20 protein-coding genes are annotated in these 20,932 nt (G+C 63.2%); 15 read left to right on the forward strand and 5 right to left on the reverse strand.

All coding sequences use genetic code 11. From position 1 onward, the window contains the following. Nucleotides 1–61: 61 nt before the first annotated feature. From NP503_RS04050 to NP503_RS04075, 6 genes are all read left to right on the forward strand, one after another. Nucleotides 62–439, forward strand: a complete 378-nt coding sequence (locus NP503_RS04050) for a DoxX family protein (protein WP_127269914.1) — start codon at nucleotides 62–64, stop codon at nucleotides 437–439. Nucleotides 440–553: 114 nt separating this feature from the next. After that, nucleotides 554–1,615, forward strand: coding sequence for a glycosyltransferase family 4 protein (locus tag NP503_RS04055; protein WP_127272617.1), 1,062 nt, complete (start codon nucleotides 554–556; stop codon nucleotides 1,613–1,615). A gap of 50 nt (nucleotides 1,616–1,665) precedes the next feature. Beyond that, on the forward strand, nucleotides 1,666–3,828 hold the full coding sequence (locus NP503_RS04060; protein WP_127269143.1) for an amylo-alpha-1,6-glucosidase: 2,163 nt from the start codon (nucleotides 1,666–1,668) through the stop codon (nucleotides 3,826–3,828). 142 nt (nucleotides 3,829–3,970) lie between these two features. Further along, entirely contained in the window at nucleotides 3,971–5,752 is a 1,782-nt protein-coding gene (locus NP503_RS04065) for a trehalose-6-phosphate synthase (protein ID WP_127269144.1), read from the forward strand. 53 nt (nucleotides 5,753–5,805) lie between these two features. Next, the gene (gene otsB, locus NP503_RS04070; RefSeq protein WP_164749458.1) at nucleotides 5,806–6,531 is read left to right on the forward strand and encodes a trehalose-phosphatase; all 726 of its coding nucleotides are present in this window, start codon (nucleotides 5,806–5,808) and stop codon (nucleotides 6,529–6,531) included. 60 nt (nucleotides 6,532–6,591) lie between these two features. Further along, nucleotides 6,592–6,840, forward strand: coding sequence for a hypothetical protein (locus NP503_RS04075; protein WP_127269146.1), 249 nt, complete (start codon nucleotides 6,592–6,594; stop codon nucleotides 6,838–6,840). Between the two features lie 30 nt (nucleotides 6,841–6,870). Here the strand turns inward: NP503_RS04075 and NP503_RS04080 are convergent, their stop codons facing one another. Both NP503_RS04080 and NP503_RS04085 read right to left on the reverse strand, forming a co-directional pair. After that, entirely contained in the window at nucleotides 6,871–7,593 is a 723-nt protein-coding gene (locus NP503_RS04080; RefSeq protein ID WP_127272373.1) for an SDR family oxidoreductase, read from the reverse strand. Then, entirely contained in the window at nucleotides 7,590–8,435 is an 846-nt protein-coding gene (locus NP503_RS04085) for an SDR family NAD(P)-dependent oxidoreductase (RefSeq protein WP_127272372.1), read from the reverse strand. Before NP503_RS04085 ends, NP503_RS04080 begins: the two co-directional genes overlap by 4 nt. 103 nt (nucleotides 8,436–8,538) lie before the next feature. On the opposite strand from NP503_RS04085, the gene NP503_RS04090 reads away from it, so the two are divergent. After that, a complete protein-coding gene (locus NP503_RS04090) occupies nucleotides 8,539–9,426 on the forward strand; it encodes a helix-turn-helix transcriptional regulator (RefSeq protein ID WP_127271519.1) in 888 nt (295 codons plus the stop codon). Between the two features lie 273 nt (nucleotides 9,427–9,699). Here NP503_RS04090 and NP503_RS04095 read toward each other — a convergent pair whose 3' ends face one another. Beyond that, nucleotides 9,700–10,329 (reverse strand): TetR family transcriptional regulator C-terminal domain-containing protein, encoded by a 630-nt coding sequence (locus tag NP503_RS04095; RefSeq protein WP_127272371.1) that lies wholly within the window; start codon nucleotides 10,327–10,329, stop codon nucleotides 9,700–9,702. 227 nt (nucleotides 10,330–10,556) lie between these two features. Here NP503_RS04095 and NP503_RS04100 point away from each other — a divergent pair, with 227 nt between their 5' ends. From NP503_RS04100 to hydA, 4 genes are all read left to right on the forward strand, one after another. Beyond that, complete coding sequence (locus tag NP503_RS04100; RefSeq protein WP_127271138.1) at nucleotides 10,557–11,885, forward strand: aspartate aminotransferase family protein; 1,329 nt, start codon at nucleotides 10,557–10,559, stop codon at nucleotides 11,883–11,885. Between the two features lie 139 nt (nucleotides 11,886–12,024). Next, on the forward strand, nucleotides 12,025–12,435 hold the full coding sequence (locus tag NP503_RS04105) for an endonuclease domain-containing protein (RefSeq protein WP_236382994.1): 411 nt from the start codon (nucleotides 12,025–12,027) through the stop codon (nucleotides 12,433–12,435). 11 nt (nucleotides 12,436–12,446) lie between these two features. Further along, complete coding sequence (locus NP503_RS04110; RefSeq protein ID WP_127272370.1) at nucleotides 12,447–13,697, forward strand: Zn-dependent hydrolase; 1,251 nt, start codon at nucleotides 12,447–12,449, stop codon at nucleotides 13,695–13,697. Between the two features lie 62 nt (nucleotides 13,698–13,759). Beyond that, nucleotides 13,760–15,211, forward strand: a complete 1,452-nt coding sequence (hydA, locus tag NP503_RS04115) for a dihydropyrimidinase (RefSeq protein WP_127270636.1) — start codon at nucleotides 13,760–13,762, stop codon at nucleotides 15,209–15,211. A 328-nt stretch (nucleotides 15,212–15,539) separates the two neighbouring features. Here hydA and NP503_RS04120 read toward each other — a convergent pair whose 3' ends face one another. After that, complete coding sequence (locus NP503_RS04120; RefSeq protein WP_127270638.1) at nucleotides 15,540–15,944, reverse strand: cupin domain-containing protein; 405 nt, start codon at nucleotides 15,942–15,944, stop codon at nucleotides 15,540–15,542. Between the two features lie 142 nt (nucleotides 15,945–16,086). On the opposite strand from NP503_RS04120, the gene NP503_RS04125 reads away from it, so the two are divergent. The 4 genes from NP503_RS04125 to NP503_RS04140 all read left to right on the forward strand — a co-directional run bounded on the left by NP503_RS04125 (nucleotide 16,087) and on the right by NP503_RS04140 (nucleotide 20,337). Next, entirely contained in the window at nucleotides 16,087–16,878 is a 792-nt protein-coding gene (locus NP503_RS04125; RefSeq protein ID WP_127272369.1) for an ABC transporter ATP-binding protein, read from the forward strand. 417 nt (nucleotides 16,879–17,295) lie between these two features. Continuing rightward, nucleotides 17,296–18,174: an ABC transporter permease gene (locus NP503_RS04130; RefSeq protein WP_127272550.1), complete on the forward strand. Its 879-nt coding sequence runs from the start codon at nucleotides 17,296–17,298 to the stop codon at nucleotides 18,172–18,174. Then, nucleotides 18,171–19,325 carry an ABC transporter permease gene (locus NP503_RS04135; RefSeq protein WP_127272549.1) on the forward strand — a complete coding sequence of 385 codons (1,155 nt, stop codon included), beginning with the start codon at nucleotides 18,171–18,173 and terminating at the stop codon, nucleotides 19,323–19,325. The genes NP503_RS04130 and NP503_RS04135 overlap by 4 nt, the downstream gene beginning before the upstream one ends. Before the next feature lie 40 nt (nucleotides 19,326–19,365). Beyond that, nucleotides 19,366–20,337, forward strand: a complete 972-nt coding sequence (locus NP503_RS04140) for an ABC transporter substrate-binding protein (protein WP_013894623.1) — start codon at nucleotides 19,366–19,368, stop codon at nucleotides 20,335–20,337. Between the two features lie 51 nt (nucleotides 20,338–20,388). Here the strand turns inward: NP503_RS04140 and NP503_RS04145 are convergent, their stop codons facing one another. Continuing rightward, a complete protein-coding gene (locus NP503_RS04145) occupies nucleotides 20,389–20,847 on the reverse strand; it encodes an Lrp/AsnC family transcriptional regulator (RefSeq protein WP_127271209.1) in 459 nt (152 codons plus the stop codon). Nucleotides 20,848–20,932 lie beyond the last annotated feature (85 nt).

Consider the following 20,932-nt stretch of genomic DNA (forward strand, 5'->3'; position numbering starts at 1 on the left):
TGTCCATTTATGTTGGGAGCGCCGTCGAAAGACGGCGCTCCACTTTCCAAGGGAGCGTTTGATGCCTGCCGATTTGCCTTCAACCTTGTTGTTTCTCGCTCGCCTGTTGCTCGGCGGCGCCTTCGTCTTCGCCGGCCTGCGCAACATCCAGAACGCGGCCTTCCTGACCCAGATGATGGCTGCGCGCGGCGTGCCGCAGGCAAGATTGGCGCTGTGGCTCGGCATCGTGCTTCAGATCGCCGCCGGCGTGCTGGTCATCGCAGGATTGTGGACGGCACTCGCGGCCGCGGTGCTGCTGGTGTTCCTGATCGTTGCCACGCCGATGTTCCACAATTTTTGGGACCATCAGGGCCCGGATCGTGCGTCCCGCATCAATGGCTTCGTCGGCAATGTCGCCCTGAGCGGTGGCTTTCTGACCCTGATCGCGCAATCCGTTTGACGCACAGTTGCATGCCGACTGCGGCCTCTGGTGCCGACGGCTCGATCATAAAATCGGAACCAATCGAGGCGTTGACGCATTTCACACCTGCATGCCCAGCATCCAGGATGGAATATGAAAATCGCCCATGTCGCGCCGCTTTATGAATCGGTGCCGCCAAGGCTCTATGGCGGCACCGAGCGCATCGTCTCGTATCTAACCGAAGCGCTGGTCGATCTGGGCCATGAGGTGACGCTGTTCGCCAGTGGCGACAGCCAGACTTCCGCGACGCTGGTAGCCAGCCGGGAACGCGCGCTGCGCCTCGATCCGCGTCCGCTCAAATCCGAGATCGCTGCGCATCTTTCGATGCTTGCTCAGGTGAGGGACCGGGCGTCGGAGTTCGATGTCATCCACTTCCACCTCAGCCATTTCCTGCACTTTTCCTTCTTCGAGGATCTCGCCGACCGCACGGTGACGACGCCGCATGGCAGGCTGGATTATGTGGACCTGGCGCCGGCCTATGAACGGTTTCCGCGTTTTCCCCTGATTTCCATTTCGCACAGCCAGAAGGCGGGCCTTGCCAAGGCCAATTGGCTGGCGACGATCCATCACGGGCTGCCGACCACTCTCTACGAACCGACTTTCGAGACGACGGCGGAAGAACCCTACCTTGCCTTCCTCGGCCGGTTCTCACGCGACAAGCGCCCGGACCGCGCCATCGAGATCGCCTTGCGGTCGGGGCTCAAGCTGAAGCTTGCGGCAAAGATCGGCGACGACGACCGCGCCTATTTCCACGAGGTGGTCGAACCGTTGATCGACGGCGATCGCATCGTCTATGTCGGCGAGATCGAGGAGGACCAGAAGGCGGAATTTCTCGGCAAGGCGGCCGGCCTGCTGTTCCCGATCGACTGGCCGGAGCCGTTCGGGCTCGCCGCCATCGAGGCCATGGCCTGCGGTACGCCGGTGATCGCCTGGAATTGCGGTGCGCTGCCCGAGATCATCGATCAAGGCGTGACCGGTTTCATCGCTGACACGCTGGATGGAGCGGTCGCCGCGGTGCCTGCTTTGCTGCAGCTCGACAGGCGCAAGGTGAGGGCCGTTTTTGAAAAGCGTTTTTCCGCTCGAAGAATGGCCGGCGACTATCTGGCCGCCTATGCGGGCCTGATCGGCGTCCCGAGCGCGGCGAAGGCGTCTTGAGCAGCGACGTGCTCGAGCCACGGCAACGAAACAACAGGGATCTTTGACGAATGGCCCAACTCGATGAGCGCCAGCTCGATCCTGCGGTTGCGCTTGCATCGCTCGACGCCACCGCACCTCGCGAGCCGCATCGGCTGTTTGCGCTCAAACAGGGCGATTGCTTCGCGGTTGCCGACGCCTATGGCGACATACGTGGAGCCGGCGACGGTTTCTTTCGCGACGACACACGGGTTCTTTCCGAGTTCCGGCTGACCGTCGGCGGCAGGCAGACATCGCTGCTCGGCGCCTCGCTCAGCCAGGACAATGTGCTGTTCACCACCAATTTGACCAATCTGCCGATACAGAGCGCCGGCGGACGCGACATCCCGCAGGGAGCCATCCACATCGAACGCGTCAGGCTGCTCTGGCAGGACAGGCTGTTCGAACGCATCACGCTTTCCAATTACAGCCGGGAACATTCGACGATCAACGTTTCCCTGCACTATTCCGCCGATTTCCGCGACATGTTCGAAGTGCGTGGCTCGACACGGCTGAAGCGCGGGCTGGCCCATGCCGCCGAAACAGACGCGACGTCGGTCCTGCTGCGCTATGACGGGCTCGATGGCCTGGCCCGCCTCTCTGCGATATCGTTCTCGCAGGCGCCGGACCAACTGACAGCCAACCGTGCCGATTTCCTGATCGCCGTGACCAAGCGCAGCAGGAAGGTGCTCTATGTCGAGGTCGGTCCCGAGGTGGCCGACAAGCCCGACCGCGACCGGTTCCGCGCCGCTGCCGCACGCGCCCGCTTTGGCATGCGGGCCAAACGTCGCCATGGCGCGACGGTGCGCAGCTCGGGCCGTGTCTTCAACGATTGGGTCGAGCGCGCCCGCGCCGATGTCGCGCTGCTGACCACCGAACTGGCGACCGGCCCCTATCCCTATGCCGGCATCCCCTGGTTCTCGACGGCGTTCGGTCGTGACGGCGTCATCTCGGCGCTGCAGATGCTGTGGCTCAATCCCGGGCTGGCGCGGGGCGTGTTGGCCTTTCTGGCCCAGCATCAGGCGACCGAGACATCGCCGTTCAGCGATTCGCAGCCGGGCAAGATCATGCACGAGACCCGCAAAGGCGAAATGGTGGCGCTGCGGGAGCTTCCCTTCGGCCGCTACTACGGTGGCGTCGATACGACACCGCTCTACATCTATCTTGCTTGCGCCTACGCCGATCGTACCGGTGACATGGCATTCATCGACGGCCTGTGGCCTTCGCTGTGCGCGGCGGCCGAATGGACGGAGGAGGCGGGCCGGGAGACCGGATTCGTGACTTACCAGCGAGCGGCCGAGTCCGGCCTCGCAAACCAGGGATGGAAGGACAGTTTCGATTCGGTCTTCCATGCCGATGGCCGCATTCCCAAGGGCCCGATAGCCCTGGTCGAAGTGCAGGGCTATGTCTTTGCCGCCTTCCGCGGGCTGGCCAAGCTTGCCCGCCGCCGTGGCGAGGACGACAAAGCCGATCACTGGGAGGACCGCGCCGAGGCGATGCGGGTGGCGGTGGAACGCGATTTCTGGCTTGACGATCTCGGCTTCTATGCCCTTGCGATCGACGGTGCCGGCGAGCCCTGCAAGGTGCGGACCTCGAATGCCGGGCATCTGCTCTTTGTCGGATTGCCTGAGCCGGCGCGGGCCCAGATGGTCGCCGACCAGCTGCTTTCCGCCTCCTTCCATTCCGGCTGGGGGCTGAGGACGCTTGCCGACGATGCGGTGTTCTTTAACCCGATGTCGTACCACAATGGCTCGATCTGGCCGCACGACACCGCCATATGCGGTGCCGGCCTGGCGCATTATGGCGAGCGTGAAAGCGTGGTTCGCCTGATGAGCGGCACATTCGAATCCGCGGTCCATTTCAACATGCGGCTGCCCGAACTGTTCTGCGGGTTTACACGCGCGCCGGGCGAAGCACCCATCGCCTATCCCGTCGCTTGCCTGCCGCAAGCGTGGTCGGCGGGATCCGCCTTCATGCTGATGCAGGCCTGCCTTGGCCTGGAGATCGACGGCTGGGATGGCGAAATCCGCGTCACCCGCCCGAGACTGCCGATCGGCATCGACACGCTGACACTGCGGCACCTGGGCGTCGGCGACCGGGTCGTCGATCTCACCTTCCAGCGCGTCGGTGACCGGGTCGTCGCTTTCCTTGCCGACCGCCATGAAGGGCTGGTGCCGCTCATCGTAAGGACATGATCCGAACAAAATTGGCGGAACCGATCCGAGCTTTGTGCGTTGCAAAAATACAGGTCCGAACGCTGACCACGTGGTCGGCGGACCGTTTCAAATGGAAAACACGAACAAACGGTCGCCGACGGCCGGGGTGAGTTGACATTCAATGACAAACTACGGTGCGGACCTGCTCTGGGTTCTGATCTTCGCGAGCCTCGGTTTTTCCGCTCTTGCCGTTTTCCTCTCCATATCGCGGCACCGTCGCCGTCATCCACCCGCGGTCGCACATACGGCAGGCGAAGATGTGGCCGCGGAAGCCGCGCGCAAGGTGATACGGGAGTTCGAAAAGAATGGCCAATCGGCCGATGCCGCGCTGGTGACCTGGTCGCCCGAAACATTGCGCAAGATCCTGGCCGACGATCTGCCCGATGCGCAGGTCATCGTGGTGTCCAATCGCGAACCGTACATCCACAATGTGAAGGGCGACGGCGTCGAGTTGCTCGTCCCGGCCAGCGGACTGGTGTCGGCGCTCGAGCCCATTACCCGCGCCTGTGCCGGCACCTGGATCGCCTATGGCGGCGGAACGGCGGACCGCCTCACCGTCGACGACCACGATCGTGTGCAGGTGCCGCCTGGCAACCCGTCCTACACGTTGCGCCGGGTCTGGCTGACGGAGGAAGAGCATCAGGGCTATTATCTCGGTTTCGCCAATGAGGGCCTTTGGCCACTTTGCCATATCGCCTTCACCCGGCCGATTTTTCGCGCCTCCGACTGGGCTGCCTATGAAGCCGTCAACCGGAAGTTTGCCGATACGGTGGTTGCCGAGGCCCGCAACGAGCGGCCGATCGTGCTGGTCCAGGACTACCATTTCGCGCTGCTGCCGCGCATGATCCGCGAGCGCCTGCCGGAGGCGATCGTCATCACTTTCTGGCACATCCCGTGGCCGAATTCGGAAGTGTACAGCATCTGTCCTTGGCGCGAACGCATCCTCGAGGGGCTGCTCGGCAGTTCGATCATCGGCTTCCACACCCAGTTCCACGCCAACAATTTCACCGAAAGCGTCGATCGCTTCCTGGAAAGCCGCATCGAGCGGGCCGATGCGGCCATCTCCTACGGCGGACGGACCACATTGGTGCACGCCTATCCCATCTCGATAGAATGGCCGGCGGACCTGCTGGCGAAACTTCCCGATGTCGACGATTGCCGCGCTCGCATGCGCGAGAGGTTCGGTCTCAAAGCGGATGTGAAGCTGGCCGTCGGGGTCGAGCGCCTCGATTACACCAAGGGCATTCTTGATCGGTTTCACGCTTTGAACGAATTGTTCAAGCGACAGCCTGAATGGATCGGAAAACTTGTCTTCCTGCAGGTCGCGGCACCCAGCCGCGGCACGCTGCCGGCCTACAAATTGCTCCATGACGAGTGCCACCGTTATGCCGAAGAGCTCAACCGGCGTTATGGCAGCGAGGGCTACAGGCCGGTGATCATGGTGGCCGAACATCACTCGCAGGAACAGGTTTACGAGATCTATCGGGCCGCCGACATATGCATGGTCACCAGCCTGCATGACGGCATGAACCTCGTCGCAAAGGAATTCGTCGCCGCGCGCGACGACGAGCAGGGTGTTTTGATGCTCAGCACATTCGCCGGCGCCTCGCGCGAATTGCTGGAGGCGCTGATCGTCAACCCTTACGATGCCGCCATGATGAGCGGAGCGCTGTTGCAGGCATTGACCATGGCGCCCGAAGAACAGCGCGAGCGCATGCGACCCATGCGCGAGACGATCCGCAACAACAACGTCTATCGCTGGGCCGGCAGCATGCTTCTGGATGCGGCGCGTTTGCGTAAGCGCGGAGACCTCGATCGGGTAACCGGTGCCGCCGGCGACCCGCCGCCCAGCGTCGACAATGTCGTCTCCATCTTTGAGCGCAGACGGATGGCGATGTCATGAGCGATACGCTGCAGAAGATGATCGGCGAGACCCTGCAAAAGCCGCAGGCCGTCATGGAGAAACCGCAGCCTGTGCTGGCCGGCGAATGGGCATTGTTCCTCGACATCGACGGCACGTTGCTGGAACATGCCGAGCACCCGGACGCAGTCTCGGTCAGCGACGAGCTTCGCTCCTTGCTGCAAGGCCTGGACCGCAAGCTGAACGGGGCATTGGCGTTCATCACGGGCCGGTCCGTTGCGGCCGTCGACCATCTGTTTCAGCCTTTGAAACTGCGAGCCGCCGGGCTCTATGGCCTGGAACATCGGCTCCTGCCGGACGACGACGTCGAAATCGCGGACGAGCCGGCGGATATCGCAGCCCTTGCCGACGAGATCGAGGCCGAGCTCGGTCGTGGGGCGTATATCGAGCGCAAGGGACGGGTGCTGGCCATCCACACGCGCGCCGCCCCGCATCTGCTTCCGCGCGCGACGCAGCTTGTCGAGCAGGCGCTGGCCGGTTTGCCAAAGGGCTACCGGGTGGTTGCCGGCAACGCCGGCGTGGAATTGCTGCCGCTGGAGGCGGCCAAGGGTGCCGCGATTCGGCGTTTCATGGAGATTGCGCCATTCGCAGGTCGCCGCCCGGTCTTCCTGGGCGACGACACGTCGGACGAAAACGGCTTCGAAACGATCAATGATGCCGGCGGCATATCGATACGGGTCAAACCACCGGCGCAAACCACCGCGCAGTACGGGCTGGCCGGCGTTGCCGAGACGCTGGCCTGGCTGAGAGGTCAACTCTAGGTGCAGCCGACGCAACCGTGATCGCGCCTCCTGGAAAGGACAAGGAAAGGAACGGTTTCGATGGGACGCTTTGCACAATTGGTTCGAGAGATCACCCCGAACTGGCTTCACGCTCGCTCCTCCCGCCATGAGATCGCCGACGTTTCACCGTCCGACGCGGACTACAGCTGGCAAGAGGCGATCGACAACAAGATGTATGGGGCGGATACATCTGACTATTCCCATGTGCCGGAAAAGCCTGTTTCGGCAAAACCGGCAGGCGACAGGCCCGCGGACGAGAACGACCGCGTTCCAAAGAAGGCCAATTAAGGTCCCGTCGGAGCCCGATAGTCGCTGTTCCTATGCCGCAAATCTCAGGCCGCCATCGCAGGTCAGCACCTGGCCGGTCATGAAGCCGCTGGAGACGAGGAAGGCGATTGCGTCGGCCACGTCTTCGGCCCGACCGACGCGGCCGACCGGGGTCTTGCCGGCATAGTCGGCAAAGATCGTTTGCCTCTGCTCTTCGGCCAGAAAATCCCACCAGGGCGTGTCGATGACGCCCGGCGCCACGACATTGACGCGCAGCGGCTTCAGTTCCAGGGCCAGGATCGGCACCACAGTCAACAGCATGCCGTTGATGGCGGCGATACCGGCGACACCGGGCGTCGCGAGCTGCGCCGACACCGCCGAGATGAAGGTGACCGATCCGGCCTTGTTGAGTGTCGGCAAGGCGGCCTGCAGGCAGGACAGCTGCGGGCGGACCTTTTCCTCCACGCCGCTGCCGATGTCGCTCAGGTCAAGCGCCGGGAAGGGGCCGAGGCCCTTGCCGCCGCTGGCCGCCAGCACCAGATGGTCGAAAGGACCGAGGCTCTCGAAGAACTGGCGGACCGCATCCGGCTTCGCGGCGTCGAAAGCAGCCTTCCCGGCAGCGCTGCCAAGGCTTTTCCAAGCGCTCTTCAGTTTGTCCTCGTTGCGCCCGGTGATGGTCACCTTCATGCCCGGGCCAAGCAGTTTTCGCGCCGTCGCCAGGCCGATGCCGGACGAGCCGCCGATGATGACGGTGTGTTCGATTGTCTTGGTCATGAATGGTCTTCCTTCGATGTGGGGGAGGCCGTGCCGATGAGATCAAGGCTCAAGGCTCGCAGACGTTGCCTTGCCTTGGCGTCATAGGCCTGGGTATCGGCGCGGGATTCCCGCAGGCCGTCGAAATAGAGGCCGCTTTTCCCGTCGAGCGCGGGTGAGGCGGCGAGGTTGAGGATGGCCTCGGCGCCGGTCTCGACCGAGCTCCACGGCGTCACGCCTGCTTGCCGGACCATGGTGGTGTTCATATAGCTCGCCGGATGCAGCGCGTTGACGGTGACGCCGGTGCCTTTCAGCTGCTCCGCAAGGTCGACGGTGAACAGGATCTGCGCCAGCTTGCTCTGGCAATAGGCACGCACGCCGTCATAGGAGCGGGTCAGCATGACATCGCTGAAATCGATCGCCTGCTGCCCCGCAGAGGCGACATTGACGATGCGGGCCGGCGCACTCGCCTTCAGCAACGACAGAAGCTCCGATGTCAGCAGGAAACCGGCGAGGTAGTTGACCGCGAAGCGCAGTTCGTAGCCGTCGGCGCTGACCTGACGTTTGGCGCCTTGGCCTGCCGTGCCGATGCCGGCATTGTTGATGAGGATATCGAGCCGATCCGTGCGGGCGCGCACGGCTTCGGCAAGCCGGCGCACTTCGGCCAGAGAAGAGAGGTCGGCGACCAGAAGCTCCGCCCTGCCGCCGGTCGCTTCGATCCCGGTGACAACAGCCTTGCCGCGCGTCGCATCGCGGCCATGCACCAGCACACGGGCGCCCGCGGCGCCGAGCCGTTGCGCGACGACCCGGCCGACGCCATCGGTAGAGCCGGTGATGAGGATCGTCTTGTCTTTGAGTTCCATGTTCAGAGCCTCCGTTCTGTTGCTCTGAACCGAAGATGGGACAGTTGGCGCGGGCCAAACAGTTCAAACTTTATCCTGGTATCAATACTGCTATAATACCCGCATGGAGTCCCAACCCCACGCTGCCCCCACACATTCGGCTGAAGACAGCCGCCGGCGCGAACTCGGCGCCTTCCTGCGCTCGCGCCGCGAAAGGCTGACGCCCTCGGCCACCGGCATCGCCACCGGTCTCAGGCGGCGTACGCCGGGCTTGCGCCGCGAGGAGGTGGCGATGATCGCCGGTGTCGGCACCACCTGGTACACATGGCTGGAGCAGGGGCGGGAGGTCAGGCCCTCGGTCGAGGTGCTGACGGCACTTGCCGAAGCACTGCGCCTCGACGCCGCCGAAAAACAGCATCTGTTCATCCTCGCCGACCGCCAGCAGCCGGAGCGCCGTGCCGTGGCGCCGGAAAAAGTCGACGGCCCCTTGCTGCACATGCTGCAGAGCCTGGTGCTGCAGCCGGCCTATGTTGTCGGGCGGCGCTGGGATGTGCTGGCCTGGAACCCGGCTGCCGTCGCGGTGTTCGGCGACTATGGCTTGCTGGAGGGGGACGCCCGCAACATCGTCCACATGGTGTTCACCAGCCCGCACCACCGGCGCCTCCTGGTCGACTGGGAGCAACTGGCGCGCACCGTGCTGGCCTCCTTCCGGGCCGCGAGTGCGCGTTATGTCGGCGATCCGGATTTCGAGCGGCTGATCGAGTTGATGACGCGTTCGAGCCCCGAATTTCGCGCTTGGTGGCCGCAGCGCGACGTCGCGCACCGGTTGTCGGGGGTGAAGCATGTCCGGCACCCGAGCGCGGGCGCCATGATCTTCGAGCATATGAGCCTGTCGATCGGCGATGGCTCCGACATGAAGCTGATCGTCTATACGCCGCTTGCCGAGCAGAACTCGGTCGCCAAGCTGCAGACATTGCTGGACGCCCTGCCGGCCGAGCGGCGCAGCGCGTAACCCTCCACTTCGTCATCCCAGGGCGGAGCAGCCGCGAAGCGGCGTCGAGGAGACCCTGGGATCCATTCCGTGACATTGGTCGAAGGGTACAGCGGAGCAGAATTTGTACCGTTGCGGCGCGTTGAAGTCGCGGCATGGATTCTAGGGTCTGCGCCGCGTCGCTTCGCTCCTTGCTTCGCCCTAGAATGACGAAATCAATGTGCGCTTCGGCCAATCCCCACCGTCTGGGATAGCCCGACGACTGCCAAGTTGACCCAAGACGTGATCTCGCTGCTACCCCTTCGGCTTGAGGCCATCGAGGAACAATTGTTCGAGAAACCTTGCCGCATCCTCGAAGCGGCCGTCGCCGCCGCGGTTCGGCCCGAGGACGGCGCGGACTTGGACGTCGAAATCGGCATAATGCTGCGTCGTCGCCCAGATCGAGAAGATCAGGTGCCACGGATCGGTCTTGGCGATCTTGCCGGCGCGCATCCAGCCCTTGATGACGGTCGCCTTCTCGTCGACCAGCGTCTTCAACTCTCCGGCCAGCAGCGGCATGATGCGCGGCGCGCCTTGCAGGATCTCGTTGGCGAATAGCCGGCTCTCGCGCGGAAAGTCGCGTGCCATTTCCAGCTTGCGTCTGATGTAGCTGCGCAATTCGGTCAAGGGGTCGCCGATGTCATCGAGTTCACGCAGCGGCGCCAGCCAGGTGTCGAGCAGGCGCTGCATCAGCGTCTCGTGGATGTCTTCCTTGCGGCGGAAATAATAGAGCAGGTTCGGCTTCGACATGCCGGCGGCTTCGGCGATCTGGTCAATGGTCGAGCCACGAAAACCGTTGGTCGAGAAAACCTCGAGCGCCGCCTCCAGGATGAGTTCGCGCTTTTCCTGCTGGATGCGGGTGCGACGAGGAGCGTCCGTGGTCACCGTTGCCAGCCCTCGCGTTGAGGGTCATCTGGACCAATTCTCTGGACCAGTTTTTCCCTAGCCTGTGGAACGCACTTCAGGTGCCGCATTTCCGCTAGTAATCCCTTGACCGCCGACAGGGCGGTGCTAACGTTTGTCCAATCGGTCAAAAATTTGCGTAGCATGAAAACGCGGCAAAGACCAAGCGTTGGGCGCACCGAAACAGATTACAAGGGGAAGTCCTGGTCATGTCCAACCGGCTGAAAGTCACGCCGAACGATCTCAGCGCATTCTGGATGCCGTTCACGGCAAACCGGCAGTTCAAGCAGGCGCCGCGCATGATGGTGTCCGCCAAGGACATGCATTACACGACCAGCGACGGCCGCAAGGTTCTCGACGGCACCGCCGGCCTGTGGTGCGTCAATGCCGGCCACTGCCGTCCCAAGATCACCGAGGCGATCCAGCAGCAGGCCGCCGAGCTCGACTATGCGCCCGCCTTCCAGATGGGCCACCCGATCGTGTTCGAACTGGCCAACCGCCTGGTCGACCTCGCGCCCAAGGGCATGGACCATGTCTTCTTCACCAATTCCGGCTCGGAATCGGTCGAGACCGCGCTCAAGATGGCCATCGCCTATCATCGTGTGAAGGGCGAGGGCTCGCGCACCCGGCTGATCGGTCGCGAGCGCGGCTATCACGGCGTCAATTTCGGCGGCATCTCGGTCGGCGGCATCGTCACCAACCGCAAGATGTTCGGCACGCTGCTCGGCGGCGTCGACCATATGCCGCACACGCATCTGCCCGAGAAGAACGCCTTCACCAAGGGCGTGCCGGAGTATGGCGCGGAACTCGCCAACGAACTGGAGCGCATCGTCGCTCTGCACGACGCTTCCACCATCGCCGCCGTCATCGTCGAGCCGGTCGCCGGCTCCACCGGCGTCATCCTGCCGCCGAAGGGTTATCTCGAGAGGCTGCGCGAAATCTGCACCAAGCATGGCATCCTGTTGATCTTCGACGAGGTCATCACCGGTTTCGGCCGTCTCGGCACGCCGTTCGCCGCCGACTATTTCGGTGTCACGCCAGACATCATGACCACCGCCAAGGGCGTTTCCAACGGCGTCATCCCGATGGGCGCGGTGTTCGTGAAGAAGGAGATCCACGACGCCTTCATGACCGGCCCTGAGCACATGATCGAGTTCTTCCACGGCTACACCTATTCGGGCAACCCGATCGCCTGCGCGGCCGCACTCGGCACGCTCGACACCTACAAGGAAGAGGGCCTGCTGACCCGCGGCGAGGAGCTGGCGCCGTACTGGGAAGACGCGCTGCATTCGCTGAAAGGCGAGCCGAACGTCATCGATATCAGGAACATCGGCCTGATCGGCGCGATCGAGCTGGCGCCGATCGCCGGCCAGCCGACCAAGCGGGCCTTCTCGGCCTTCGTCAAGGCGTTCGAGCGCGGCGCGCTGATCCGCACCACCGGCGACATCATCGCGCTGTCGCCGCCGCTGATCATCACCAAGGGCCAGATCAACGAATTGATCGACCATGTCAGAGAAGTCTTGCGAGCCATAGATTGACGAACTGGACGCGGATATCCCTCCCCCTCGAGGGGAGGGTGGCCGCGAAGCGGTCGGGTGGGGTCGGTGCGACTGGGTGCCGACCTGATCTTTTGCTGCGTGGCCGCGTCTGATGCCCCGTACCCGCGTGAGCTTCGAAATGCGCCAGAAGGCGCGCGCGCTTCGAGTTCACGCGACCAAGGGCGAATCCCTCCTGTGGTATGAACTGCGGGAGTTGAAATCGGGAGGCATCAAGTTTCGCCGTCAGTGCCCGATTGGGCCTTATATCGTTGACTTCGTTTGCTTGGCGGTGAAGCTGATCGTTGAGGTCGACGGTGATCTGCACGAACACGAGAAGGGTAAACGGCACGATGCTGTTCGTGATGCCTATCTGCGCTCTCTCGGGTTTCACGTCTTCCGTGTTGACGAGCCCGATGTCATAAACAGCGCGTGGCATGTCGCGAGATGGTCAAGGGGAAGGTTGAGCATATGTCAGCCGACCCCACCCGACCGCTTCGCGGCCACCCTCCCCTCGAGGGGGAGGGGGACGCCGTCGCCCCGCAATCGATGAGGTTTTAGAGCATGGCCGCACCCGGCGAGAATCTGCGAATCAATTCAGACCGTTTGTGGGATTCCATCATGGAGATGGCGAAGATTGGCCCCGGCATTGCCGGCGGTAACAATCGCCAGACCGTGACCGACGAAGACGGCGAAGGGCGGCATCTGTTCAAGCGCTGGTGCGATGCGGCCGGGCTCGAAATGGGCGTCGATGAAATGGGCACGATGTTTGCCCGCCGCGAAGGCACCGATCCCAGCCTGCCGCCGGTCTATGTCGGCAGCCATCTCGATACGCAGCCGACCGGCGGCAAGTACGACGGCGTGCTCGGCGTGCTGGGCGGGCTTGAAGTGGTGCGCTCGCTCAACGATCTCGGGATCAAGACCAGACATCCGATCGTCGTCACCAACTGGACGAACGAGGAGGGCTCGCGCTTTGCGCCGGCGATGATGGCGTCCGGCGTGTTCGCCGGCGTGCTCGACCAGGCCGATGTGTACGGGCATGTCGACAAGCAGGGCAAGAAATTCGGTGAGGAGCTCGAGCGCATCGGCTGGAAAGGCAGCGAGAAGGTCGGCGATCGCAAGATCCACGCCTTCTTCGAACTGCATATCGAACAGGGTCCGATCCTCGAGGACGAAGATATCGACATCGGCGTCGTCACTCATGGCCAGGGCCTGAAGTGGCTCCAGGTGACGCTGACCGGCAAGGAAGCCCACACCGGCTCGACCCCGATGCCCAAGCGCCGCAATGCCGGGCTCGGCATGGCCCGGGTGATCGAACTGGTGCATGAGATCGCCATGGACTACCAGCCGGACGCCGTCGGCGCGGTCGGCCACATGGAGGTCTATCCTAACTCGCGCAACATCATCGCCGGGCGCACCGTCTTCACCGTCGACATCCGCTCCCCGGAAAAGGAAGTGCTGGACGCCATGGACGGCCGCATCCGCGAAGGCATCGACACGATCTGCGATGCGCTCGACATCCGCTACGAGATCGAGCAGGTCGGCGCTTTCGATCCGGTCACCTTCGACGCGGGTTGCGTCAAGGTGATCCGCGATGCCGCCGAACGTCTCGGCTATTCCCACCGCAACATCGTCTCCGGCGCCGGCCATGACGCCTGCTGGATCAACCGCGTCGCGCCCACCGCCATGGTGATGTGCCCCTGCGTCGACGGCTTGAGCCACAACGAGGCCGAGGAGATCACCAAGGAATGGGCTTCGGCAGGTGCCGATGTTTTGTTCCATGCGGTGGTGGAGACGGCTGTCATCATGGAGTGAGCTTAGAATCTACCTCCAAACGACGCTCGCAAAGAAGCGCGAAGAGAACAAGGGAACAGCTAATGACCAAAGTTATCCGAAACGGCACCATCGTCACCGCCGACCGCACCTGGAAGGCCGATGTGCTGATGCAGCACGGCAAGATCGTCGCCATTGGCTCGGACCTGCATGGCGACCACGAGTTCGACGCCACCGGTTGCTACATCATGCCGGGCGGCATCGACCCGCATACCCATCTCGAAATGCCGTTCATGGGCACCTATTCGGCCGATGATTTCGAATCCGGCACCCGCGCCGCGCTCTCCGGCGGCACCACCATGGTGGTCGATTTCTGCCTGCCGGCGCCGCAGCAGTCGCTGCTCGAAGCCTTGCAGATGTGGGACAACAAGACCTCGAAAGCGTCCTGCGACTACTCCTTCCACATGGCGATCACCTGGTGGGGCAAGCAGGTGTTCGACGAGATGGCCACTGTCGTCGACAAGGGCATCACCTCGTTCAAGCATTTCATGGCCTACAAGGGCGCGCTGATGGTCGATGACGACGAGATGTATGCGTCGTTCCAGCGCTGCGCCGATCTCGGCGCGCTGCCGCTGGTGCATGCCGAGAATGGCGATGTCGTTGCCGCCCTGTCGCAGAAGCTGCTGGCTGCCGGCAACAACGGCCCCGAGGGCCACGCCTATTCACGGCCACCCGAAGTGGAAGGCGAGGCGACCAACCGCGCCATCATGATCGCCGACATGGCCGGCGTGCCGCTCTATGTCGTGCATGTCTCCTGCGAGCAGAGCCACGAGGCGATCCGCCGCGCGAGGCAGAAGGGCATGCGGGTGTTCGGAGAACCGCTGATCCAGCACCTGACCCTGGACGAGAGCGAGTATTTCGATAAGGACTGGGATCATGCGGCGCGCCGCGTGATGAGCCCGCCCTTCCGCAACAAATTACACCAGGATTCGCTGTGGGCGGGCCTGCAGGCGGGCTCGCTGCAGGTGGTGGCGACCGATCATTGCGCTTTCAGCACCAAGCAGAAGCGCAACGGCGTCGGCGATTTCACCAAGATTCCGAACGGCACCGGCGGGCTTGAAGACCGCATGCCGGTGCTCTGGACCACCGGCGTCAACACCGGCCGGCTGACGATGAACGAGTTCGTCGCGGTGACCTCGACCAACATCGCCAAGATCCTCAACATGTATCCGAAGAAGGGCGCCATCGTAGAGGGCGCCGACGCCGACATCGTCGTCTGGGATCCCCAGCGCAAGAAGAAGATCACCTCGAAGAAGCAGCAGTCTGTCATCGACTACAACGTGTTCGAAGGGTTCGAGGTGACCGGTCTGCCGCGGTTCGTGTTCTCGCGTGGCGAACTGTCGATCCAGGAGGCCGAGGTCAAGGCCAAGCCCGGTCATGGCGAGTTCGTTGGCCGCGAGCCGAATGCGGCGGTCAACCGGGCGCTGTCGACGTGGAAGGAAATCTCCGCGCCGCGCAAGGTGGAACGCACCGGCATCCCGGCGACCGGGGTTTGAGCTTGCGCGGCTCGAAGAACGCCAAGAAACGGATGATTGCCGACAAACACGGCGCCGCCTTTGGGGATGTGTCGCAGTGCCGATAATTGCCGAACTCGGCGCCGCCCCTCATCCGCCTGCCGGCACCTTCTCCCCGTATACTGACGGGGAGAAGGGAGATGAACGCAACCTCGCCGCCCTTTTTTGTAACGTCGGAGATTGGCGAAATCCTCCGCGAAATCGTCCTTCTCCCCGTCACTATACGGGGAGAAGTGCCCGGCAGGGCGATGAGGGGCAGCGCAAACCTCGGGCAATTGACCGGTGGGATCCTAGCCCGTCGATACCGGCTTCAGGCGACCAGTGCATCCAGTTCCGGCAGCAGGACGACGCTTTCCTGTTCGTTGGGATCGGTGCGGGCAATGACGGCCGAAGACGGGGCGCTGCTCAGATTGGCCGGCAGATGCGGCACGCCGGCCGGAATGTAGAAGAGGTCGCCGGCCTTGACCACGATATGATGCTCGAGCCGGTCGCCGTACCAGGTGTGGACTTCGCCGGAGAGCACGTAGATCGCCGTCTCGTGGCTCTCATGCATATGCGCCTTGGCGCGTGCGCCGGGCGGCATGGTGAGCATGTGCATGCAGATGCCGGAGGCGCCGACGGTCTCGGCGGCGATGCCGGCGAAATAGGTCAATCCCTGCTTGCCTTCATAAGTGCTTTCAGGGCGGATAAGATGACAGGTGGGTTTGGGCGACATCGGGGAAACTCCGGGCGTCGATCGAGTGGGACAAGGTCAGTGGGACAGGGCCAAATGGGACAGGATAAGTGGAAAACAACATCGCGATAAAAGCAATCGGATTCCAGCCGCCGCAGGGACGGAAACAGGCAGGCGGCAGCCGATGACGGGGACTTCGCCAGCCGTCGTCGCGGCAAGCAAACTCGGACTGACCTTCCAGACCAATGACGGGCCGGTGCAGGCGCTGTCAAACGTCGATCTCACCATCGGCAAGGGGGAGTTCGTCTCCTTCATCGGCCCTTCGGGCTGCGGCAAGACCACGTTGCTGCGCGTCATCGCCGATCTGGAGAAGCCGACCTCGGGGACGATTTCGGTCAATGGCATGACAGCAGAGCAGGCGCGCGAGAAACGCGCCTATGGCTATGTTTTCCAGGCCGCCGCGCTGTTTCCGTGGCGGACGATCGAGCGCAATGTCGGGCTGCCGCTGGAGATCATGGGCCTGTCCAAGGCGGAGCAAGGCGAGCGTATCAAGCGCACGCTCGAGCTCGTCAACCTCTCTGGCTTCGAGAAGAAATATCCCTGGCAGCTCTCGGGCGGCATGCAGCAGCGCGCCTCGATTGCCCGTGCGCTGGCCTTCGATGCCGACCTGCTGCTGATGGACGAGCCGTTCGGCGCGCTGGACGAGATCGTGCGCGACCATCTCAACGAGCAATTGCTGGAATTGTGGGGACGCACCAACAAGACCATCTGCTTCGTCACCCACTCCATTCCGGAAGCCGTTTATCTGTCGACGCGCATCGTCGTCATGTCACCGCGGCCGGGCCGCGTCAGCGACATCATCGAATCGACACTGCCGAGAGAGCGGCCGCTCGACATCCGCGAGACGCCGGAGTTTCTGGCGATCGCAGCGCGCGTGCGCGACGGGCTGCGGGCAGGGCACAGCTATGATGATTGAGGGAGCAATCGACGGGCTCCCTCCTCTCCCCAACGGGGAGAGGGTGGCCGGAGCGAAGCGGAGGTCGGGTGAGGGGGCGGCCCACCGCGCCTTCGTCATCCCAGGGCACCGCGAGGCGGCGTGCGTAAAGGGAGCGGTCAACCACCCCTTCGTCATCCTAGGGCAGAGCAGGCGCGCAGCGGCCTGCGCAGACCCTAGGATCCATGCCGTGACGCCGGCCGAAAGGCGAAAACGGTTGAGAAAACAGGCCAAGCAGGGCGAGGCACAGGGAGCCTTGTTCCGCACCGTTGTGGAGCACAGAGGTAACGGCATGGATCCTAGGGTCTGCGCCGCGTCGCTTCGCTCCTTGCTTCGCCCTAGGATGACGAAGAATGGGTATGGCCGCTCTTTGCCGTTGGGCAAAGGGGAGCGCACCTAATGGACACCTTCCGCGACAAACTCATCCCCGTCACCTCGATCCTCGCTGGGGTGGTCGTGCTCTGGTATGTCTTCGCTGTCATCCTCAACGCGCCGTTCCAGCGCGATCTCGACCGTCGCGCCGGTGAGACCTCCACGTTCAGCGAACTCATCGGCAAGACGCTGTCGCAGCCGAAGCCGACATTGCCGGCGCCGCATCAGGTGGCGGTGAATTTCTTCGAGAACACCTTCCTGCGGCCTATCACCTCGAACCGCAGCCTGGTCTACAATGCCTGGGTGACGCTGTCGTCGACGCTGCTCGGCTTTGCCTTCGGCACCGCGCTCGGCATCATCATTGCGGTCGGCATTGTCCATGTGGCGACGCTCGACCGCAGCCTGATGCCGTGGATCATCGCCTCGCAGACCATTCCCATCCTGGCGGTGGCGCCGATGATCATCGTCGTGCTGGGGGCGATCGGCATCAGCGGCCTGATCCCGAAGGCGATGATCTCGACCTATCTGTCATTCTTCCCGGTGACTGTCGGCATGGTGAAGGGGCTGCGCTCACCCGAGATCATGCATCTCGACCTGATGCACACCTACAATGCCAGTCGTGCGCAAACCTTCTGGAGATTGCGTGTGCCGGCCTCGGTGCCGTTCCTGTTCACCTCGATGAAGGTGGCGGTGGCGGCAAGCCTGGTCGGCGCCATCGTCGGCGAATTGCCGACCGGTGCGGTCGCCGGCATCGGCGCCAAGCTTTTGGCGGGCGCCTATTACAGCCAGTCCATCGACATCTGGTCTGCGCTGGTTGCTGGGTCTGTGGTGGCGGCACTTCTGGTCATGGTTGTCGGCATTGCCGGGCGCCTCGTCGACCGCGCCATGGGCGGGAGGCCGGCATGAACTGGCTGAAACCCTCCTGGCAGGCGGTGTCGGCGATCGTGCTGTGCCTGATCGCGGTCGCGCTCGGCCCGATCGCCGCGCCGAAAGTGGATGCACTGGCGCAGCCCGCAGGGACGTTGATGTATCCCTATGTGGCGACGAACTGGCTGATCTTCGGCGTGCTGCTTCTCGCTGCTTTGATCTCGATGGCCAGAATACCGTCCGTCGTCGAAGCGGTTGTGCTTTTCATCGGCGCGCATCTGGCCGCCTGGCTGCTGATTGGCGGCATCACCGGCTTCGAGGGCCTGGCACGGGCGCCCTATTTCCTGCTGCTCACGGGTGCCTGGCTGCTTGGCTGGCGCTGCGTCGCCGTCCTGTCGGGCCTTCGCCCGATGGCAAGCTGGGCTCGCACCGCGCTGCGCCTGATCATCCCGGCCATCTTCGGCGCCTGGATACTGATCATCTGGGAAGCGGTGACGCGTGGCGCCGGCATTCCCTTCATCCTGTTGCCGCCGCCAAGCGCAATCGGCGCGCGCATCGCCGGTTCGCTGCCGGTGCTCGGCGCGGATGTCCGGCAGACCATCTTCAAGGCGGTGATCTTCGGCTATGTGGTGGGCAGCGGCGCCGGCTTCATCACCGCAATCCTCGCCGACCGTGTGCCGTTCCTGCGGCGCGGCCTCTTGCCTATCGGCAACATGGTCTCGGCGCTGCCGATCATTGGCGTCGCCCCGATCATGGTGATGTGGTTCGGCTTCGACTGGCAGTCCAAGGCGGCTGTTGTCATCATCATGACTTTCTTCCCGATGCTGGTGAACACGGTCGCCGGTCTGGCCGCCTCCGGCCATATGGAGCGCGACCTGATGCGCACCTATGCGTCGGGCTACTGGCCGACGCTGCTGAAGCTCAGGCTGCCGGCCGCTGCTCCCTTCATCTTCAACGCGCTGAAGATCAACTCGACGCTGGCGCTGATCGGCGCCATCGTCGCCGAGTTCTTCGGCACGCCCGTCGTCGGCATGGGCTTCCGCATCTCGACCGAGGTCGGGCGGATGAACATCGACATGGTCTGGGCCGAAATCGCAGTTGCAGCACTTGCGGGTTCGGTCTTTTATGGCGTGGTCGCTCTTGTCGAAAGAGCCGTCACGTTTTGGCATCCCTCTGTCCGTGGTGGATAGGGGCGGTGGGTTTAGGGCACTAACTTCAGAGGGTAAAAAAATGAAAAGACTGATTATTCCCGTTCTGGCCGGCGCGATGTCGCTCGCCGCGTTCCAGGCAATGGCCGCCGACAAGGTGACGTTGCAGCTGAAATGGGTCACGCAGGCTCAGTTTGCCGGCTACTATGTCGCCAAGGCAAAGGGTTTCTATGAGGCCGAAGGTCTCGACGTCGACATCAAGCCGGGCGGTCCCGATATCGCGCCCGAGCAGGTGATCGCCGGCGGCGGCGCCGATGTCATCGTCGACTGGATGGGCGGTGCGCTGGCCGCCCGCGAAAAGGGTGTGCCGCTGGTCAACATCGCCCAGCCGTTCAAGAAGGCAGGCATGGAGCTGGTCTGCCCGAAGGACGGCCCGATCAAGACCGAAGCCGACTTCAAGGGTCACACACTAGGCGTCTGGTTCTTCGGCAACGAGTATCCGTTCTACGCCTGGATGAACAAGCTCGGCCTCAAGACAGACGGCGGCCCGGACGGCGTCACCGTCTTGAAGCAGAGCTTCGACGTGCAGCCGCTGATCCAGAAGCAGGCGGATTGCATCTCGGTCATGACCTACAACGAGTACTGGCAGTTGATCGACGCCGGCTACAAGCCGGAACAGCTGACCGTGTTCAACTACTCGGCCATGGGCAACGACCTGCTTGAGGACGGGCTCTATGCGTCCGAAGACAAGCTCAAGGACCCGGCCTTCGAAGACAAGATGGTGCGTTTCGTGCGCGCCTCGATGAAGGGCTGGAAATACGCCATCGACAACAATGACGAAGCCGCTGGCATCGTCATGGACGGCGGCGGCCAGGACGAGAACCACCAGAAGCGCATGATGAGCGAAGTCGCCAAGCTGATCGACAATGCCGACGGCAAGCTCGACCCGGCGACCTACGAGCGCACCGCCAAGGCGTTGCTCGACCAGAAGATCATCACCAAGGAGCCGACCGGCGCCTACACCACCGCCATCACGGACAAGGCGGTCAAGTAAGCCTATTCGGTAACGTCTAGATATTTCAACACGGCGCCTCCGGCAGAAATGCTAGAGGCGCCGTTCCTTTATGGTGTTCATGACGAAGCTGGTCTCGATCGAGGCGACGCATTTCAGCCGCGCGATCTTTTCCTTGATGAAGCGCTCGTATTGTTCGAGGCTTCCCGTCACTACTTTCAGCACATAGTCGCGCGAACCGGTGACGAGGTGGCATTCCAGCACCTCGTCCCAGCCGCGGATCGCGTCCTCGAACATGACGATCTCGTCCTCGTTCTGGCGGCTGAGCCGGATGGTGGCGATGGCGACCATGCTCCAGCCGAAGGCTGAGGGATCGACCAGGGTGGTGTAGCCCCTGATGACGCCGGTCTCCTCCAACCGCCGCACCCGTCTCAGGCAGGGCGACGGCGACAGGCCGATCCGCTCGGCAAGCTCATTGTTGGTGATGCGGGCGTCGGCCTGCAGTTCGCGCAGGATCCTGCGGTCGAAATCATCGGCTATCTTCTGCTGCACTTTCCGTCTCTCCGGGCAATTTGTTGCGGGAATGCAGCCATGAGAGCCCAAAAATAGCAAGGACTGGCGGAACGGGATCGCATAA

Origin of the sequence: Mesorhizobium sp. SEMIA396, from assembly GCF_024518615.1 — a bacterium.
Taxonomy (GTDB): Bacteria; Pseudomonadota; Alphaproteobacteria; order Rhizobiales; family Rhizobiaceae; genus Mesorhizobium.

Excerpts from the sequence above, each read along its gene's own strand:
- NP503_RS04065 (WP_127269144.1), top strand. The coding sequence starts at position 3,971 with ATGACAAACTACGGTGCGGACCTGCTCTGGGTTCTGATCTTCGCGAGC.
- NP503_RS04075 (WP_127269146.1), top strand. The coding sequence starts at position 6,592 with ATGGGACGCTTTGCACAATTGGTTCGAGAGATCACCCCGAACTGGCTT.
- NP503_RS04125 (WP_127272369.1), top strand. The coding sequence starts at position 16,087 with ATGACGGGGACTTCGCCAGCCGTCGTCGCGGCAAGCAAACTCGGACTG.
- NP503_RS04120 (WP_127270638.1), bottom strand. The coding sequence starts at position 15,944 with ATGTCGCCCAAACCCACCTGTCATCTTATCCGCCCTGAAAGCACTTAT.
- NP503_RS04130 (WP_127272550.1), top strand. The coding sequence starts at position 17,296 with ATGGACACCTTCCGCGACAAACTCATCCCCGTCACCTCGATCCTCGCT.
- NP503_RS04085 (WP_127272372.1), bottom strand. The coding sequence starts at position 8,435 with ATGGAACTCAAAGACAAGACGATCCTCATCACCGGCTCTACCGATGGC.
- NP503_RS04090 (WP_127271519.1), top strand. The coding sequence starts at position 8,539 with ATGGAGTCCCAACCCCACGCTGCCCCCACACATTCGGCTGAAGACAGC.
- NP503_RS04060 (WP_127269143.1), top strand. The coding sequence starts at position 1,666 with ATGGCCCAACTCGATGAGCGCCAGCTCGATCCTGCGGTTGCGCTTGCA.
- NP503_RS04105 (WP_236382994.1), top strand. The coding sequence starts at position 12,025 with ATGCGCCAGAAGGCGCGCGCGCTTCGAGTTCACGCGACCAAGGGCGAA.
- NP503_RS04110 (WP_127272370.1), top strand. The coding sequence starts at position 12,447 with ATGGCCGCACCCGGCGAGAATCTGCGAATCAATTCAGACCGTTTGTGG.
- otsB (WP_164749458.1), top strand. The coding sequence starts at position 5,806 with ATGGAGAAACCGCAGCCTGTGCTGGCCGGCGAATGGGCATTGTTCCTC.
- hydA (WP_127270636.1), top strand. The coding sequence starts at position 13,760 with ATGACCAAAGTTATCCGAAACGGCACCATCGTCACCGCCGACCGCACC.
- NP503_RS04140 (WP_013894623.1), top strand. The coding sequence starts at position 19,366 with ATGAAAAGACTGATTATTCCCGTTCTGGCCGGCGCGATGTCGCTCGCC.
- NP503_RS04100 (WP_127271138.1), top strand. The coding sequence starts at position 10,557 with ATGTCCAACCGGCTGAAAGTCACGCCGAACGATCTCAGCGCATTCTGG.
- NP503_RS04080 (WP_127272373.1), bottom strand. The coding sequence starts at position 7,593 with ATGACCAAGACAATCGAACACACCGTCATCATCGGCGGCTCGTCCGGC.
- NP503_RS04135 (WP_127272549.1), top strand. The coding sequence starts at position 18,171 with ATGAACTGGCTGAAACCCTCCTGGCAGGCGGTGTCGGCGATCGTGCTG.
- NP503_RS04050 (WP_127269914.1), top strand. The coding sequence starts at position 62 with ATGCCTGCCGATTTGCCTTCAACCTTGTTGTTTCTCGCTCGCCTGTTG.
- NP503_RS04055 (WP_127272617.1), top strand. The coding sequence starts at position 554 with ATGAAAATCGCCCATGTCGCGCCGCTTTATGAATCGGTGCCGCCAAGG.